Genomic DNA, 13,626 nt, shown 5'->3' with positions numbered 1-13,626 from the left:
GTGACGATTAATGAAAAAATATAAAACAATTGCAATTAACAGTGTATTGATTGTTTTCGGGCTTTCAGTTGCATTCTCTTTGGGCTACTTTGTGGCCAAGAAAGAAGGGCGGAGAAGTCTTGCAATTACATCGCTGTTCGCGGTGGAGCCGGCGCTGAGAGTTAGTGAAATCGAGGCTCAGGAGAAGGGTCGGCTGCCTCGTCTATTGGTCGTGGATGCCGAAGGTGCTATTCTCTCGATTGCAAGGCAATCAATGCTTTATCACTCTAGTATTGATCAGCTTCCAATGCAGGCGCGCAATATCCTTTGCGTCCTTGCAAAGGAAAGGTTTCGCCATAAGGAATTTTTTGCTGCTGATAATTTTTATGACGAACAACTCATGGCACATTTGAAAAATGTCCATGAGAGGTTGGCGCCCGAGGGGAGTCAATCAAATAATGTGCACAATAATTGCACTTTGAATTGACGGGGCTGATGCTGGGAGGGACTGAAGTCGGTGACTGTTGAGGCCAAATGAAGTTACCGAACCTTGACAATCCAAGAACCTATATGAAATGATCATTTTTTGATCGGCCTTTGCGTTCGTGGCAAGCTGCAGCCGCATATTGATAATGCACACTGCGCCTGATGAGCCTTTACCATCATTTTCTAGTTCGATCTTCAGCAGCTGCATGCAGATAAAAGGAGGGACAATACGCGCTTCCGCGAATGTCCCACCTTGTTAGCCCGCTGGAGCCTTTGTCCCGTGTCTTCCCTGCTCTCCGAAACCTGCCGCCGCCGTACCTTCGCCATCATTTCCCACCCCGACGCCGGCAAGACCACGTTGACGGAAAAGCTGCTGCTGTTCTCGGGCGCCATCCACATCGCAGGCTCCGTGAAGGCCCGCAAGGCCTCGCGCCACGCCACCTCCGACTGGATGGAGATCGAAAAGCAGCGCGGCATCTCGGTCGCCTCCAGCGTGATGCAGATGCTCTACCGCGACCACGTGGTCAACCTGCTCGACACCCCCGGCCACAAGGACTTCTCGGAAGACACCTACCGCGTGCTGACCGCGGTCGATTCGGCCCTGATGGTGATCGACGCGGCCAACGGTGTGGAAGCGCAAACCCGCCGCCTGATCGAGGTTTGCCGCCAGCGCGACACACCCATCATCACCTTCGTCAACAAGATGGACCGCGAAGGCCGCGACCCCGTCACTTTGCTGGATGAAGTCGAGGCCGAGCTGGGCATGCCCTGCGTGCCCATGACCTGGCCGGTGGGCCAAGGCAAGCAGTTCGGCGGCATCGTCAACCTGCGCACGCAGAGCATGCGTTTGTTCGACGCGGGCGCCGACAAGCGCGGTGGTGATGACGAGACCGTGCCCTTGAGCGATCGTGACAAGCTGCACGAGCGCTTTGGCCACGATTGGGAGCTGGCCGAGCAGAACATGGAGCTGATGGCGGGTGCCGCCCCGGCTTTTGACCTGGCGCTGTTCCTCGCCGCCAAGCAAACGCCCGTGTTCTTCGGCTCGGCCGTGAACAACTTCGGCGTGCAAGAGATCCTGGACGCGCTGGTGGACCTGGCCCCCTCGCCCCGCTCGCGCCAGTCGACCGAAAAAGACGGCTCGCAAAAGGAGATCGTGCCCGAGATGGAAAACTTCTCCGGCGTGGTCTTCAAGGTGCAGGCCAACATGGACCCCTCCCACCGCGACCGCATCGCCTTCGTGCGGGTGTGTTCTGGCAAGTACGAACCCGGCATGAAGCTGAAGGTGCAGCGCTCGGGCAAGGAGCTGCGCCCCACCTCGGTGGTGACCTTCCTGTCGCAGCGCCGCGAAGCGGTCGATGAAGCCTACGCGGGCGACATCATCGGTTTCACCACCCACGGCGGCGTGCAACTGGGCGACACCATCACCGATGGCGTGACCCTGCAGTACACCGGCCTGCCTTTCTTCGCCCCCGAGCTGTTCCAGACGGTCGAACTCGCCAACCCCATGAAAAGCAAGCAGTTGCAGGCCGGATTGATGCAGTTGGGCGAAGAAGGCGCCATTCAAGTCTTCCGCCCAGCGGTGGGGGGCTCGATGTTGCTGGGCGCCGTGGGCCAGTTGCAGTTCGAAGTGGTGCAGCACCGCCTGAAGGCCGAGTACAGCGTGGACATCCGCCTGATGCCCTGCCGATTCGTGGGCGCGCGCTGGATCACGTCTGATTCGGCCGCCGACCTGAAGAAGTTCACCGACGAGAACGCCAGCAAGCTGGCCAACGACGCGGCCGACACCCTGGCCTACATGATGACTTCGGCCTACGACCTGCGCCTGACGCAGGAGCGGCACCCGAACATCCACTTCCACCCGCTGCGGGAGCATGCGGGGCTGAGCCTCTCAAACCAGTGAAGCGCCAGGTCAGGACACCCAGAGCTCATCCAGGTCCGGGAACTGCCAGACCGCTGGCGATTCGCGCGACACGATCTGGTCCGAGCAACTGGGCAGGCTCAGGTTCAACAACTCGGGCACGATGCGCTGATTGGACTTGGTCGAGAAAAACACCTTGACCAGCGGCGCCAGCAGGGACTGGGCGCCCTGCTCCACCACCACGCCCAACCGGCCGGACTTCAACTTCACCAACGATCCGGTGGGGTAGATGCCAATGCTGCGGATGAAGGCTTGCAGGATGCGGTCATCGAAGTGCCCCTCCTTGCCCCACTGCGCCATGCGCAGGATGGACTCGGCCGGATCCCAGCCTGATTTGTAGGGCCGGTTGGAGGTGATGGCGTCGTAGACATCGCAGACGGCGCCCATCTTGGCGAACAGGCTGATCTCGTCGCCCTTCAGGCCATGCGGGTAGCCCAGGCCGTTGATCTTTTCATGGTGGTGGAGGCAGACATCCATGGGGATCGAGCCCACGCCCTGGCCATCCATCAACATGCGGTGGCCCGCCTCGGGATGGCCTTTCATGATGGCAAACTCATCGGCGGTCAGCTTGCCGGGCTTGTTCAGCACCTCGATCGGCATGGCGCTCTTGCCCAGGTCGTGCAGCAAGCCCGCCAGGCCCGCTTCGCGGGTGTCTGCCGCGGGCAAACCCAACTGGCGAGACAAGGACACCATCAGCGCGCACACCGCCACCGAATGCATGTAGGTGTAGTCGTCGCTGGTTTTCAGGCGCGCGAGGCTGACGATGGCGCCGGGGTTGCGCTGCACCGATTGGGTGATGTCGTCCACCAGCGGCAGGCAGTGCTCGGCATCGATGGCCTTGCCCATGCGCACGTCCTGGAACATGGTCTTCATGGCGCCCTTGGCCTTGTCGCAGATGCGGCCAGCGCGGGCCACCTCGTCGTGCAGGGACAGGGTGGGCGGGGCGATGACCGGGCTGACTTGGGCCAGCAAGGGCTCTTCCAGCGCCTGCGCGGGGCCGGCACCGAACTCCACACCATCGACCACGTGGACCTCGTCGTCCACATCGCGCCCTTTGCTCACGTCAATCCAGACTTCCTGGATCGGGCTGCTTTTGAGCTGAGCAAGCTGCTTTGCGTCGGTCAGCATGACCGCCGACTTCCAGAATGGATTGTTCAGCCACGAGCCCACGACCTCGTCGATGAACATGCCCACCCGCAATTGCCCGACCTGTATTTTTTTGCGCATGACGACAGGCATCGTAAACGCCTCGCGCCACGTTCGGCCGAAAAAAAAGGGCGCCAACTGATCGCGGCACCCTTTCAGCAACTACAGCAGCCTTAATTCACGGGTCATGCCACCCTGCGGCGGCGTGCCAGCAACAGGCCACCCAGACCCAAGGCCATCATGGCCCAGGTGGCAGGCTCGGGCACCACATTAGCAGCGGTAAAGGTCAAACCGGCCAGGTAATAGTCTTCGGGCGACTTGTGCTGGGCGTAGCCAAAGGTGAAGCTCTGGCCTGTCAGGGGCGTGGCAAAGTTGACAAACTGGCCGCCGGCCGTGCCGAACGAATATTCCACGGCCGCGCCTCCCCCCACGCTGATGGTGAACCCATCGAAGGCGTCCAGTTCGTGCGTGAGCGCATGCGTCGAACGGTCATCGGGGAAGAAGTTGGCCGCCGACAGCACCACGCTGTTGGCGAATGTGATGGTGAACGTCTCGTTGTGCGAATCCAGGGAGTAGTTGGCATCATGGATGACGAACTTGCCCTTCTCCACCTTCCCGGCCGCCACACCCAGGCCAGCATTGAGCTCTTCCACGCCTTGAAACACCAGGGCGCTCAGCCCGCTGGCACCCGAGCTCGCCGTGACGGTGGCCAAACCGCCCGCCACCGTGTTGAAGGTCAGCGCCTCAGCGCACACGCCTTTGGAGGCACAGGCGTTGGCGGAAGAAGGCACCCCGTTGACCTGCGCCCCGGGCAGGGTGACGAGATTGCTGCCGGTGAATACCAGGCTTTCAGCTTGGGCCACCGAAACGGTTGCCAAGGAAACCATGGCGACTGCCGCGCCAATTGATCGATGAAAAGCCATGCTGCACACCCAAGAAAATTGATACAAGATGTGTGGAGCGTAGCAGGTGATCTGCTCATCGTGGGCTGGTTTTCCGGGGCAGGAGGCCCCGGAACCCTCACTTGAGGGTGGAAATATGCACGGTCCGCCAGGACCATGCCATCACAGGCCGGCAGCGGCCTTCAGCAAGGCAGCCTTGTCAGTGCGTTCCCAGGTGAACTCGGGCTCTTCACGGCCGAAGTGACCGTAGGCGGCCGTCTTGCTGTAGATCGGGCGCAGCAGGTCCAGCATCTGGATGATGCCCTTGGGGCGCAGGTCGAAGTGCTCTTGCACCAAGGCGGCGATCTGGTCGTCAGGGATGACGCCCGTGCCTTCGGTGTAAACCGTCACGTTCATGGGGCGAGCCACGCCGATGGCGTAGGCCACCTGGATCTGGCACTGCTTGGCCAAGCCGGCGGCCACGATGTTCTTGGCCACGTAGCGGGCTGCGTAAGCGGCCGAGCGGTCAACCTTGGAAGGATCCTTGCCGCTGAACGCACCACCACCGTGGGGGCAGGCGCCACCGTAGGTGTCAACGATGATCTTGCGGCCGGTCAGGCCACAGTCGCCTTGCGGGCCGCCGATGACGAAACGGCCGGTGGGGTTGACCAGGTACTTGGTCTCCTTCAGCCATTCCTTGGGCAGCACAGGCTTGATCAGCTCTTCAATGATGGCTTCGTTGAACGAGGCCTTCATCTTGTGTTGCGTCTCGGATTGATCCGGGTCGTGCTGGGTGGACAGCACCACGGTGTCGATGCTGTGGGGCTTGCCATCCACATAGCGCATGGTGACCTGGCTCTTGGCGTCAGGGCGCAGGAAAGGCAGGCGGCCATCCTTGCGCAGCTGGGCTTGGCGCTCGACCAGGCGGTGGGCGTAATAGATGGGCGCGGGCATCAGCTCGGGCGTCTCGTTGCAGGCATAGCCGAACATCAGGCCCTGGTCGCCAGCGCCGATGTTCAGGTGGTCGTCAGAAGCGTGGTCCACGCCCTGGGCGATGTCGTTGGATTGCTTGTCGTATGCCACCAGCACGGCGCAACCCTTGTAGTCGATGCCGTAGTCGGTGTTGTCGTAGCCGATGCGCTTGATGGTGTCGCGGGCCACTTGGATGTAGTCGACGTGCGCATTGGTGGTGATCTCACCGGCCAGCACCACCAGACCGGTGTTGCACAGCGTTTCAGCGGCCACGCGCGAACGGGGGTCTTGCTGGAAGATGGCGTCGAGGATGGCGTCCGAGATCTGGTCGGCGACCTTGTCGGGATGGCCTTCAGAGACGGATTCGGATGTGAAGAGGAAGTCGTTCGCCACGGTGTGTGCTCCAAAAGATAAAAGTTCAAGACTGGCTGCGTCGCCGGGCTTGATGAATCTTTCGAACAAGCGGCGAACGCTTTAGCGGCATTTGTGAATCGCCCCGCAAGTTGTTCCTTTAACTCGGCGATGGGGGCAGTGTAATGGATCACCCTCGGACTTTTCCCTGGATAAAACCCCGAAACCCGGGCGAACTCAGGGCTTGCGAGCATCGGATGGCCGCTGATCGGCACGCCGATTGCTGGCGGGGCGCATGGATCTGAACCTCTCACCCTGGACCCTCACCCTCCTTTCCGCCGCCATGGCCATGACCGTGGCCTGGCTGATCTTCTTCAGCGGCGCGGCGGTGCTCAAGCGGACCACGGCCCATTCCAAGGCGGCGGCCGCCGTCACCCAGGCCGCACGCAAGCCGGCGAGCGTCCTGCTGCCCTTGCTGGCCCTGCAGTTCGTGCTGCGCGGCGCACCCGACGACCTGGCCCACATCGGCTCGGTCAGGCAGGCCACCACCATCCTGTTGATCGCCTCCATCACCTGGCTGCTGATGCGCATGGCGCGCGGCTTCGGTCAGGCCATCGTGCTGTCGCATTCGATCGACGTGAGCGACAACCTCACGGCGCGGCGCATCCAGACTCAGACGCAGGTGGTCACGCGCCTGGCCGTGGGAGGGATCGGCCTGATCGGCTTCAGCCTGGCCTTGATGACCATTCCCGACGTGCGCCAGATCGGCACCAGCCTGCTGGCATCGGCGGGCGTGGTGGGCATTGCCGCAGGCTTGGCCGCACGGCCCGTGCTGGGCAACCTCATGGCCGGTCTGCAAATCGCCTTCAGCCAACCTTTCCGGCTGGACGACGTGGTCATCGTGGAGGGCGAATGGGGCCGCATCGAAGAGATCAACAGCACCTACGTGGTGGTGAAGATCTGGGACGAACGCCGCCTGATCGTGCCCTTGCAGTGGTGGGTCGAGCACCCATTCCAGAACTGGACGCGCAACAGCGCCAACATCCTGGGCACCGTGTTTTTGTGGGTGGACTACCGCATGCCTTTGCAGCCCCTGCGCGACGCCATGCAGGCCCTGTGCGAGAAGTCACCCTTGTGGGACCAGCGCGTGTGCCTGATCCAGGTGACCGACTTCAGCGAGAAGGCCATGCAACTGCGCTGCCTGATCAGCAGCGCCGATTCGGGCAAGGCCTGGGACCTGCGTTGCCTGATCCGCGAAGAGCTGATGAAGGTGATGCAGAATGACTATCCAGACTATCTGCCCCGGGTCCGCGCGGAGATCGACAACCCACCACCCACCACGGCCCACGCCAACATCAATGACACCCTGCGTCAGCCGCCCTCACCTCAGCAACGCTCCCCCACCCCCGAGCACGAGCAAGCACCTCCTGCGGTTTGAAACCAAGCCTTGCGATTGGGCCCATCAGGCACGCCAATTGCCCTTTGGGGCATAACCCTATTTTTCTGCCTCCTTGATGAACACATTGCGCCTCCAGCTTCGCTTCCTGGTGCCGCTGGTCCTGACGCTCATTGCCGCCGCCTACCTGGCGGTGCCCTTGATGGACCGCTTGACCCTGCGCTGGTTTTCGCGCGACCTGAACCTGCGGGGCTCGCTGGTCACGAAAACACTGTCTGACTCGATCGCCGAAGGGCTGCAAGAGCCCGGCAGTTCGCGCATGCAATCGCTGTTCAACCGCGTGGTGCAAGACGAGCGTCTGGTCGCCATCGGCCTGTGCTCGCTGGACGGGGAGTTGCTGCGCCGCTCGCCTGGTTTTCCCCGCTCCCTGACCTGTGCCAAAGCCGAGGTCATTGGCCAGCAAGACGAGCCCCAGATCCGCATTGAGGGTGGCCCGGCCCATGTGGGCTTTTACCCCGTCGCCGACGAGAACGGCCCCATCGCGCAACTCATCTTGTTGCAAGACCTGAGCTTTGTGGAACACCGCAGCCAAGACACCCAGAAGTACCTGATCATCCTGATCGCCGGGCTGGGCGTGATCATCGCCCTGATCACCGTGGTGGTGGCACAGTTGAGCTGGCGCGGCTGGGTCTCGGGCGCGCGCGCCTTGCTGCGTGGTGAAGGCCTGATCAGCCCCTTGATGTCGTCGGCCGCGCCCGAGCTCGCGCCCTTCGCCGCCGACCTGCGCGCCCGCCTGCGCGACCTGGAAGACGAGTACCGCCGCTCCCTCGGCCCCGAAACGGAATGGAACCCCGACCGGCTGCGCGCCTTGCTACGCACGCAACTGCGCGGCGACCAACTGATCGTGGTGGCCAACCGCGAGCCCTACATCCACGACAAGGTGGGCGACCAGATCGTGGTCAAACGCCCGGCCAGCGGCCTGGTGACCGCTGTGGAGCCCTTGCTGCGCGCCTGTTCGGGCACCTGGATCGCCCATGGCAGCGGCAGCGCCGATGCCGAGGTGGTCGATTCGCATGACCGCGTGCTGGTGCCCCCCGGCAAAGACGAATACACCCTGCGCCGCCTTTGGCTGAGCGAACAAGAAGAGAACGGCTACTACTACGGCTTCGCCAATGAAGGCCTGTGGCCGCTGTGCCACGTGGCCCACGTGCGGCCGGTGTTCCGCGAATCGGACTGGGAGCACTACCGCGCCGTGAACCAGCGCTTCGCCGATGCCGTGGTGGCCGAAGCGCGCAGCGAAGACCCCGTGGTGCTGGTGCAGGATTACCACTTCGCCCTGCTGCCCGCGATGATCCGCAAGAAGCTGCCGCGCGCCACCATCCTGACCTTCTGGCACATCCCCTGGCCCAACCCCGAATCCTTCGGCATCTGTCCCTGGCGGCAGGAGATCCTGGAAGGCCTGCTGGGCAGCACCATCCTGGGTTTTCACACTCGGTTTCACTGCAAAAACTTCATCGAAACGGTGGACCGTTATCTGGAAGCGCGCATCGAGCACGAACACTCGACCATCTCCTTCCACGAAGACAGCACCTTCGTGGAAAGCTACCCGATCTCGATCGAATGGCCCTCGGAGCAAACGCAGGCCTCGTGGCTGCCGGTGGCGCAATGCCGCCAGAACGTGCTGGCGCGCCTGGGCCTGCCACCCGACCACCGCATCGCCATTGGCGTGGACCGCTTCGATTACACCAAGGGCATCCTGGAGCGCATCCACGCGGTCGAGCGGCTGCTGGAGAAGCGCCCTGAGTGGATCGGCCAGTTCTCGTTCGTGCAGATCGCGGCGCCCTCGCGCGGCTCGCTGGAAGAATACAAATCCTTCCAGGAACGCATCCATGCCTTGACCGAACGGGTCAACCAGCGCTTTGGCCGCGAAGGCTACCAACCCGTGCACCTGCTGGCCGTGCACCATGACCAGGCCTCGTTGTATGAGCTGTACCGCGCCGCCGACGCCTGCATGGTCACCAGCCTGCACGACGGCATGAACCTGGTCTGCAAGGAGTTCGTGGCCGCCCGCGATGACGAGCGCGGCGTGCTGATCCTGAGCCGCTTCGCCGGCGCCGCCCGCGAGATGAGCCAGGCCCTGATCGTGAACCCCTACCATGTGGAAGAAACCGCCGATGCCCTGCACCGCGCGCTGACCATGCCCGAGGCAGAGCAGCGCGAACGCATGGCCAGCCTGCGCATGACCGTGCGCGAGTTCAACGTCTACCGCTGGGCCGGCCGCATGCTGACCGACGCAGGGCGCTGGCGTCTGAGAGAAAGGATCGAGGCGCGGGTGCAGCGGCACCAGCCCGGCTGACATGATGAAGCACCATTTGTTCACCCCCCCAGGCCAGCAGGCCCTGGAAGCCGTGATGCAACGGCGCCCTTTGCTGGCCTTTGATTTCGACGGCACGCTGGCCCCCATCGTGACCCGGCCCGACGACGCCCGCGTGTCCATTGGCGTGGCGCAGCGGCTGGCGCAACTCGCCGCGCACCTGCCCGTGGCCATCGTCACCGGCCGCAGCGTGGACGATGTGGCGCCGCGCCTGGGTTTTGATCCGCACTACATCATCGGCAACCACGGCGCTGAAGATCCTGAACAGCCGCAATTGCCCCCCGAGGTCTACACCGCCCTGACCGACCAACTCAATGTGCTGCGCGTCAAGATCGAAGGCAACGCGGACGCGCTCGCTTCAGCCGGCATCCAGGTGGAAGACAAACGCCATTCGCTGGCCTTGCACTACCGCCTGGCGCGGGACCGGGATGCCGCCCTGATCACCATCGAGACCCTGCTGCGCGGGCTGGACCCGGCGCTGAGCAGCTTTGGCGGTAAATGCGTGGTCAATGTGGTGGCCGCCGATGCGCCCGACAAAGGCGATGCCGTGGCCATGCTGGTCAAGCGCTCGCAATCGGGCGCGGCCCTGTTCATCGGCGATGACCTGAACGACGAATCCGTCTTTGAAAGCGCCGAGCCGCACTGGCTGACCGTGCGCATCGGGCGCGAAGACCCCTTGTCACGCGCCCGCTATTACCTGGACACGCACTCTGAGGTGGCCACCATGCTGCAGAAGATGCTGGCTTTGCTGCGCTGAGGCGCATCGGTAAAAATGACCGACACCGGTCAAATCAGCGCGCCGATGGCGGCCGCGCCCCGCAGGCCCAGGTCGGGCTCGTTGACCACATGGACGGGGATGGTGTCCATCAGGTCCGCGTAGGGCCCTTTCTGGCGGAACCCGACCAAAAACCGCCCATCCTGCATCAGGGGGCCCAGCTTTTGCGCGATGCCACCGGCCAGGAACACGCCGCCCTTGGCCAAGGTGGCCAAGGCGTAGTCGCCCGCCACCACACCATACGACAGCAAAAAATGGTGCAGGGCGTGCAGCGCGCGTGGCTCGCTGTCTTGCGTGGCGCGGCGGAAAACTTCTTCACCGGTCAGGCCGCCGGTATTGCTGGCGGTGGCGACGACGTGGTGGTCCTTGAGCAGGGCCTTGCCGCCGTCTTCCGTGTCCAGGAAGGTGTAGAAGTTGGCCAGGCCCGGGCCCGACACAAAGTGCTCAGCCACGGGCCGGACCACGTGCGCCCGCAGCCGCATCAGGGCACGGTCCTGCTCGGCATTGACCGGGGTGAAGCCGAAGTGGCCGCCCTCGCCGGTCACCACCTGGTAGCGGCCGCCTTGGGGTGTGGCTTGCCAGATGCGGAAAGCCACGCCCAGGCCCGAGCCCGCACCGATCACCAGTTGGGGCGCACCGGGCACGGGCTGACCGGCCTGCAGGCACAGCAAGTCGGCGGGCGACAAGCCGTCGATGCCGCTGGCCGCCGCTTCAAAATCGTTGGCCAAGCGCACGGGGATGCCGCCCAGCTTTTGGCTCAGCGCGGTGGCGTCGAGGCGCCAGGGCAGGTTGGTCATCTGCACCACCTGGCCGTTGACCGGGCCGGCCACACCGAAGCACGCTGCGCGCAAAGGCTGGCCCAGGTGCTGGGCATGGTCCTTCAGAAAGCGGTCCAGCATGGCCTCGAACGAGGCCACTTGCGCCGCCACATACCGTTGCGAGGCCACCACCTGGGGTTGGCCCGCCGCGTCAAGCCGGGCCAACCCCAGCAAGGTTTTGGTGGCACCGATATCCGCGCACAAGATCATGCTGTCTCCTTTCGCGTGAACAGGCCACCAGAATAGCCCGGCTCGCCAAGTAACATCGCGGCCCATGTCTCGCTTGTTTTTCTTGCTGGCCCGCTGGCCGCTCGGCGTGCTGCACCCCCTGGGTGCGGCCCTGGGCTGGATCACCTACGCGCTGTCGCCGTCCTACCGCCGCCGCCTCAAAGCCCACACCGATCAGGTGGGTTTGAGCACGTCGCAGCGCTGGTCGGCTGTGGCCCATGCCGGGCGCATGGTGGCCGAGTTGCCGCGCCTGTGGGCACGGCCAGCGGGCGTGATGCTGGGCGATCGGGTGCGCTGGACTCACCCGGAGGTGGTCGATCAGGCGCTGGCCAAGGGCAAGGGCGTGGTGCTGTTGTCGCCCCACCTGGGTTGCTTCGAGATTTGCGCGCAAGCCTACGCCGAGCGCTTTGGTGCCCAGCAACCCATCACAGCGCTGTACCGCCCGGCCAAGCAGGCCTGGCTGGCAGGCATCCTCGAACATGCGCGCAACCGCGAACACCTGCACACGGCCCCGGCCACGCTCAGCGGCGTGCGGCAACTGTTGCGGGCTTTGAAAAGCGGCCAGACCCTGGGCATGCTGCCCGACCAGGTTCCCCCCGAGGGCATGGGCGTGTGGGCCCCGTTTTTTGGCACGCCCGCCTACACCATGACCATGGTCACCAAGCTGGCCTACCAGACCGGGGCCAGCCTGGTGTGGCTGCGTGGCGAGCGGCTTGGGTTCTGGCAGCGCCGCAAAGTGGGCGCCGACTTCATTGTTCACGCGCAAGCGGCCGGAGCTGCTTTGGCCGAAGCCGTGCGCCAGGGCGATCCGGCCCAATCCGCCGCCGCGCTGAACCGCGACATGGAAGCAGTGATCCTGCAATGCCCTCAGCAGTACCTGTGGGGCTACAACCGCTACAAGCAACCCAAGGCCGACATGCTGACCAGCACTGCTTCGCCCACCAAGGACGCTGCATGAAGGACCTGGGCGTTCGACTGGCCCTGGGCCTGCTGTGGCTGCTGTCGTGGCTGCCCTTGCCGGTGCTGGCCGCGCTGGGACGAGGTCTGGGCGCCCTGCTGCACCCCCTGGCCGGATCGCGGCGCAAGATTGCGCTGCGCAACCTGGAGCTGTGTTTTCCCGAGATGCCCGAGGTCGAGCGCCGCGCCCTGGTGAAGGAGCACTTCCGCTGGCTGGGCCGCAGCCTGCTGGAGCGCGCGCTGTTCTGGTACGCGCCACCCGAGCGCATCAAACGGCTGATCCAGGTCGAAGGTGACATTGAACTGGCCGAGCGCGAGTTCCAGACCACCGGCCGCGCCACCATGTGGCTGTGCCCTCATTTCGTGGGGCTGGACGTGGCGGGCGCTTCCATTTTGTTGCAGCAACAGCGCCCGGGCGCGTCGATTTACCAGACGCAGAGCAACCCGGTGATCGACGCCGCGATGAAGCGCGGCCGCTTGCGCCTGGGCGATGCCGAGATTTTTCCGCGCAGTGATTCGGTCAAGCCGCTGTTCCGCGCGATCAAGTCAGGGCGGGGGTTTTTCAACCTGCCCGACATGGACTTTGGCGCCAAGGACGCGGCGTTTGTGCCGTTCTTTGGCGTGCCCGCGGCCACCTTGCTGGCGCCCTCGCGGATGGCGCGCATGCTGAACATGGTGGTGCAGCCGGTGATCGCCGAGACGCTGCCGGGCGGGCAAGGCTGGCGCATCCACTTTTTGCCGCCGATCAAGGATTTCCCCACGGCGGATGCCGAGGCTGACACGGCGCGGCTGAACCGGATCATCGAGGCCGAGATTCTGAAGCGGCCGGCGCAATATTTGTGGGTGCACAAGCGGTTCAAGACAAGGCCGCCTGGAGAGGCCAGCGTTTATTGAGCGTTCGTTGGGGTTGGCGCTTTGTCTTGGCAGCGCGGGGCGCGGGCTGGACGGGCATCCGTCAGGGCTTCATGTTGCTGGTCCCGCTGAAAGCGGGACTGCCTTGCGATGCTCATGCCGAGGTGGGGCCGTGGAACTCACTGCGCGGATTGCATCCGCTTCGTTCAAACAACCCCGGCCAGTCAGATGACGATGCGTGCTGTGCACGCCCACCTCGGCATTCCGCTTCTTATATGGACGCCTCCCGAGTGGCAAGCAGTTTTTGAGGTTTTGACTGGCGGTTCAACTGCAGTCTTATATCCGGCCTGTTGATGCAGCCCGGCGCAAGCCTCGCTGCTGGCCTTGATGGTCATTCGCGAGGTCGGAGCTCATCTCAGCAGTGGACTTGCCCGAAGGCGGTCCCAGAAGCGGAACAGCTTTACCGACCCACGGTCTCACCGTTTTGCCATCA

At 63.7% G+C, this 13,626-nt stretch carries 11 protein-coding genes; 7 read left to right on the top strand and 4 right to left on the bottom strand.

Annotated elements, in window-relative coordinates; genetic code table 11:
* The first annotated feature begins 10 nt into the window (after window positions 1–10).
* Window positions 11–466 (top strand): hypothetical protein, encoded by a 456-nt coding sequence (locus tag Q7V20_RS17710; protein ID WP_304794238.1) that lies wholly within the window; start codon window positions 11–13, stop codon window positions 464–466.
* Window positions 467–745: 279 nt separating this feature from the next.
* Window positions 746–2,365: a peptide chain release factor 3 gene (locus tag Q7V20_RS17705; RefSeq protein WP_304794235.1), complete on the top strand. Its 1,620-nt coding sequence runs from the start codon at window positions 746–748 to the stop codon at window positions 2,363–2,365.
* Between the two features lie 9 nt (window positions 2,366–2,374).
* On the opposite strand, the gene Q7V20_RS17700 is transcribed toward Q7V20_RS17705, so the two are convergent.
* The 3 genes from Q7V20_RS17700 to metK all read right to left on the bottom strand — a co-directional run bounded on the left by Q7V20_RS17700 (window position 2,375) and on the right by metK (window position 5,775).
* Window positions 2,375–3,610 carry an HD-GYP domain-containing protein gene (locus Q7V20_RS17700; RefSeq protein ID WP_304794232.1) on the bottom strand — a complete coding sequence of 412 codons (1,236 nt, stop codon included), beginning with the start codon at window positions 3,608–3,610 and terminating at the stop codon, window positions 2,375–2,377.
* A 104-nt stretch (window positions 3,611–3,714) separates the two neighbouring features.
* Window positions 3,715–4,416: a PEP-CTERM sorting domain-containing protein gene (locus Q7V20_RS17695; protein ID WP_304794228.1), complete on the bottom strand. Its 702-nt coding sequence runs from the start codon at window positions 4,414–4,416 to the stop codon at window positions 3,715–3,717.
* A 177-nt stretch (window positions 4,417–4,593) separates the two neighbouring features.
* Entirely contained in the window at window positions 4,594–5,775 is a 1,182-nt protein-coding gene (metK, locus tag Q7V20_RS17690) for a methionine adenosyltransferase (protein WP_304794225.1), read from the bottom strand.
* Between the two features lie 253 nt (window positions 5,776–6,028).
* Here metK and Q7V20_RS17685 point away from each other — a divergent pair, with 253 nt between their 5' ends.
* From Q7V20_RS17685 to otsB, 3 genes are all read left to right on the top strand, one after another.
* Complete coding sequence (locus Q7V20_RS17685; protein ID WP_304794222.1) at window positions 6,029–7,171, top strand: mechanosensitive ion channel family protein; 1,143 nt, start codon at window positions 6,029–6,031, stop codon at window positions 7,169–7,171.
* A gap of 76 nt (window positions 7,172–7,247) precedes the next feature.
* Window positions 7,248–9,485 carry a trehalose-6-phosphate synthase gene (locus Q7V20_RS17680; RefSeq protein ID WP_304794219.1) on the top strand — a complete coding sequence of 746 codons (2,238 nt, stop codon included), beginning with the start codon at window positions 7,248–7,250 and terminating at the stop codon, window positions 9,483–9,485.
* Between the two features lies 1 nt (window position 9,486).
* The gene (gene otsB / locus Q7V20_RS17675) at window positions 9,487–10,260 is read left to right on the top strand and encodes a trehalose-phosphatase (protein ID WP_304794216.1); all 774 of its coding nucleotides are present in this window, start codon (window positions 9,487–9,489) and stop codon (window positions 10,258–10,260) included.
* Between the two features lie 29 nt (window positions 10,261–10,289).
* On the opposite strand, the gene glk is transcribed toward otsB, so the two are convergent.
* Window positions 10,290–11,306: a glucokinase gene (gene glk / locus Q7V20_RS17670; protein ID WP_304794215.1), complete on the bottom strand. Its 1,017-nt coding sequence runs from the start codon at window positions 11,304–11,306 to the stop codon at window positions 10,290–10,292.
* A 64-nt stretch (window positions 11,307–11,370) separates the two neighbouring features.
* Here glk and Q7V20_RS17665 point away from each other — a divergent pair, with 64 nt between their 5' ends.
* Together Q7V20_RS17665 and Q7V20_RS17660 are read left to right on the top strand one after the other, a co-directional pair.
* Complete coding sequence (locus tag Q7V20_RS17665; protein ID WP_304794212.1) at window positions 11,371–12,282, top strand: lysophospholipid acyltransferase family protein; 912 nt, start codon at window positions 11,371–11,373, stop codon at window positions 12,280–12,282.
* Window positions 12,279–13,175, top strand: coding sequence for a lysophospholipid acyltransferase family protein (locus tag Q7V20_RS17660; RefSeq protein WP_304794209.1), 897 nt, complete (start codon window positions 12,279–12,281; stop codon window positions 13,173–13,175). Before Q7V20_RS17665 ends, Q7V20_RS17660 begins: the two co-directional genes overlap by 4 nt.
* The last annotated feature ends 451 nt before the right edge of the window (window positions 13,176–13,626 follow it).

Origin of the sequence: Aquabacterium sp., assembly GCF_030652515.1 — a bacterium.
Classification (GTDB): Bacteria; Pseudomonadota; Gammaproteobacteria; order Burkholderiales; family Burkholderiaceae_C; genus Aquabacterium.
Note: the sequence above shows the minus strand (reverse complement) of the source record. Positions and strands in the feature narration are given on the sequence as shown.

What these genes read in the sequence shown, in the direction of transcription:
- Q7V20_RS17660 (WP_304794209.1), top strand. Translation starts at nt 12,279, where the DNA reads ATGAAGGACCTGGGCGTTCGACTGGCCCTGGGCCTGCTGTGGCTGCTG.
- Q7V20_RS17665 (WP_304794212.1), top strand. Translation starts at nt 11,371, where the DNA reads ATGTCTCGCTTGTTTTTCTTGCTGGCCCGCTGGCCGCTCGGCGTGCTG.
- Q7V20_RS17710 (WP_304794238.1), top strand. Translation starts at nt 11, where the DNA reads ATGAAAAAATATAAAACAATTGCAATTAACAGTGTATTGATTGTTTTC.
- Q7V20_RS17685 (WP_304794222.1), top strand. Translation starts at nt 6,029, where the DNA reads ATGGATCTGAACCTCTCACCCTGGACCCTCACCCTCCTTTCCGCCGCC.
- Q7V20_RS17700 (WP_304794232.1), bottom strand. Translation starts at nt 3,610, where the DNA reads ATGCGCAAAAAAATACAGGTCGGGCAATTGCGGGTGGGCATGTTCATC.
- glk (WP_304794215.1), bottom strand. Translation starts at nt 11,306, where the DNA reads ATGATCTTGTGCGCGGATATCGGTGCCACCAAAACCTTGCTGGGGTTG.
- Q7V20_RS17695 (WP_304794228.1), bottom strand. Translation starts at nt 4,416, where the DNA reads ATGGTTTCCTTGGCAACCGTTTCGGTGGCCCAAGCTGAAAGCCTGGTA.
- Q7V20_RS17680 (WP_304794219.1), top strand. Translation starts at nt 7,248, where the DNA reads ATGAACACATTGCGCCTCCAGCTTCGCTTCCTGGTGCCGCTGGTCCTG.
- otsB (WP_304794216.1), top strand. Translation starts at nt 9,487, where the DNA reads ATGATGAAGCACCATTTGTTCACCCCCCCAGGCCAGCAGGCCCTGGAA.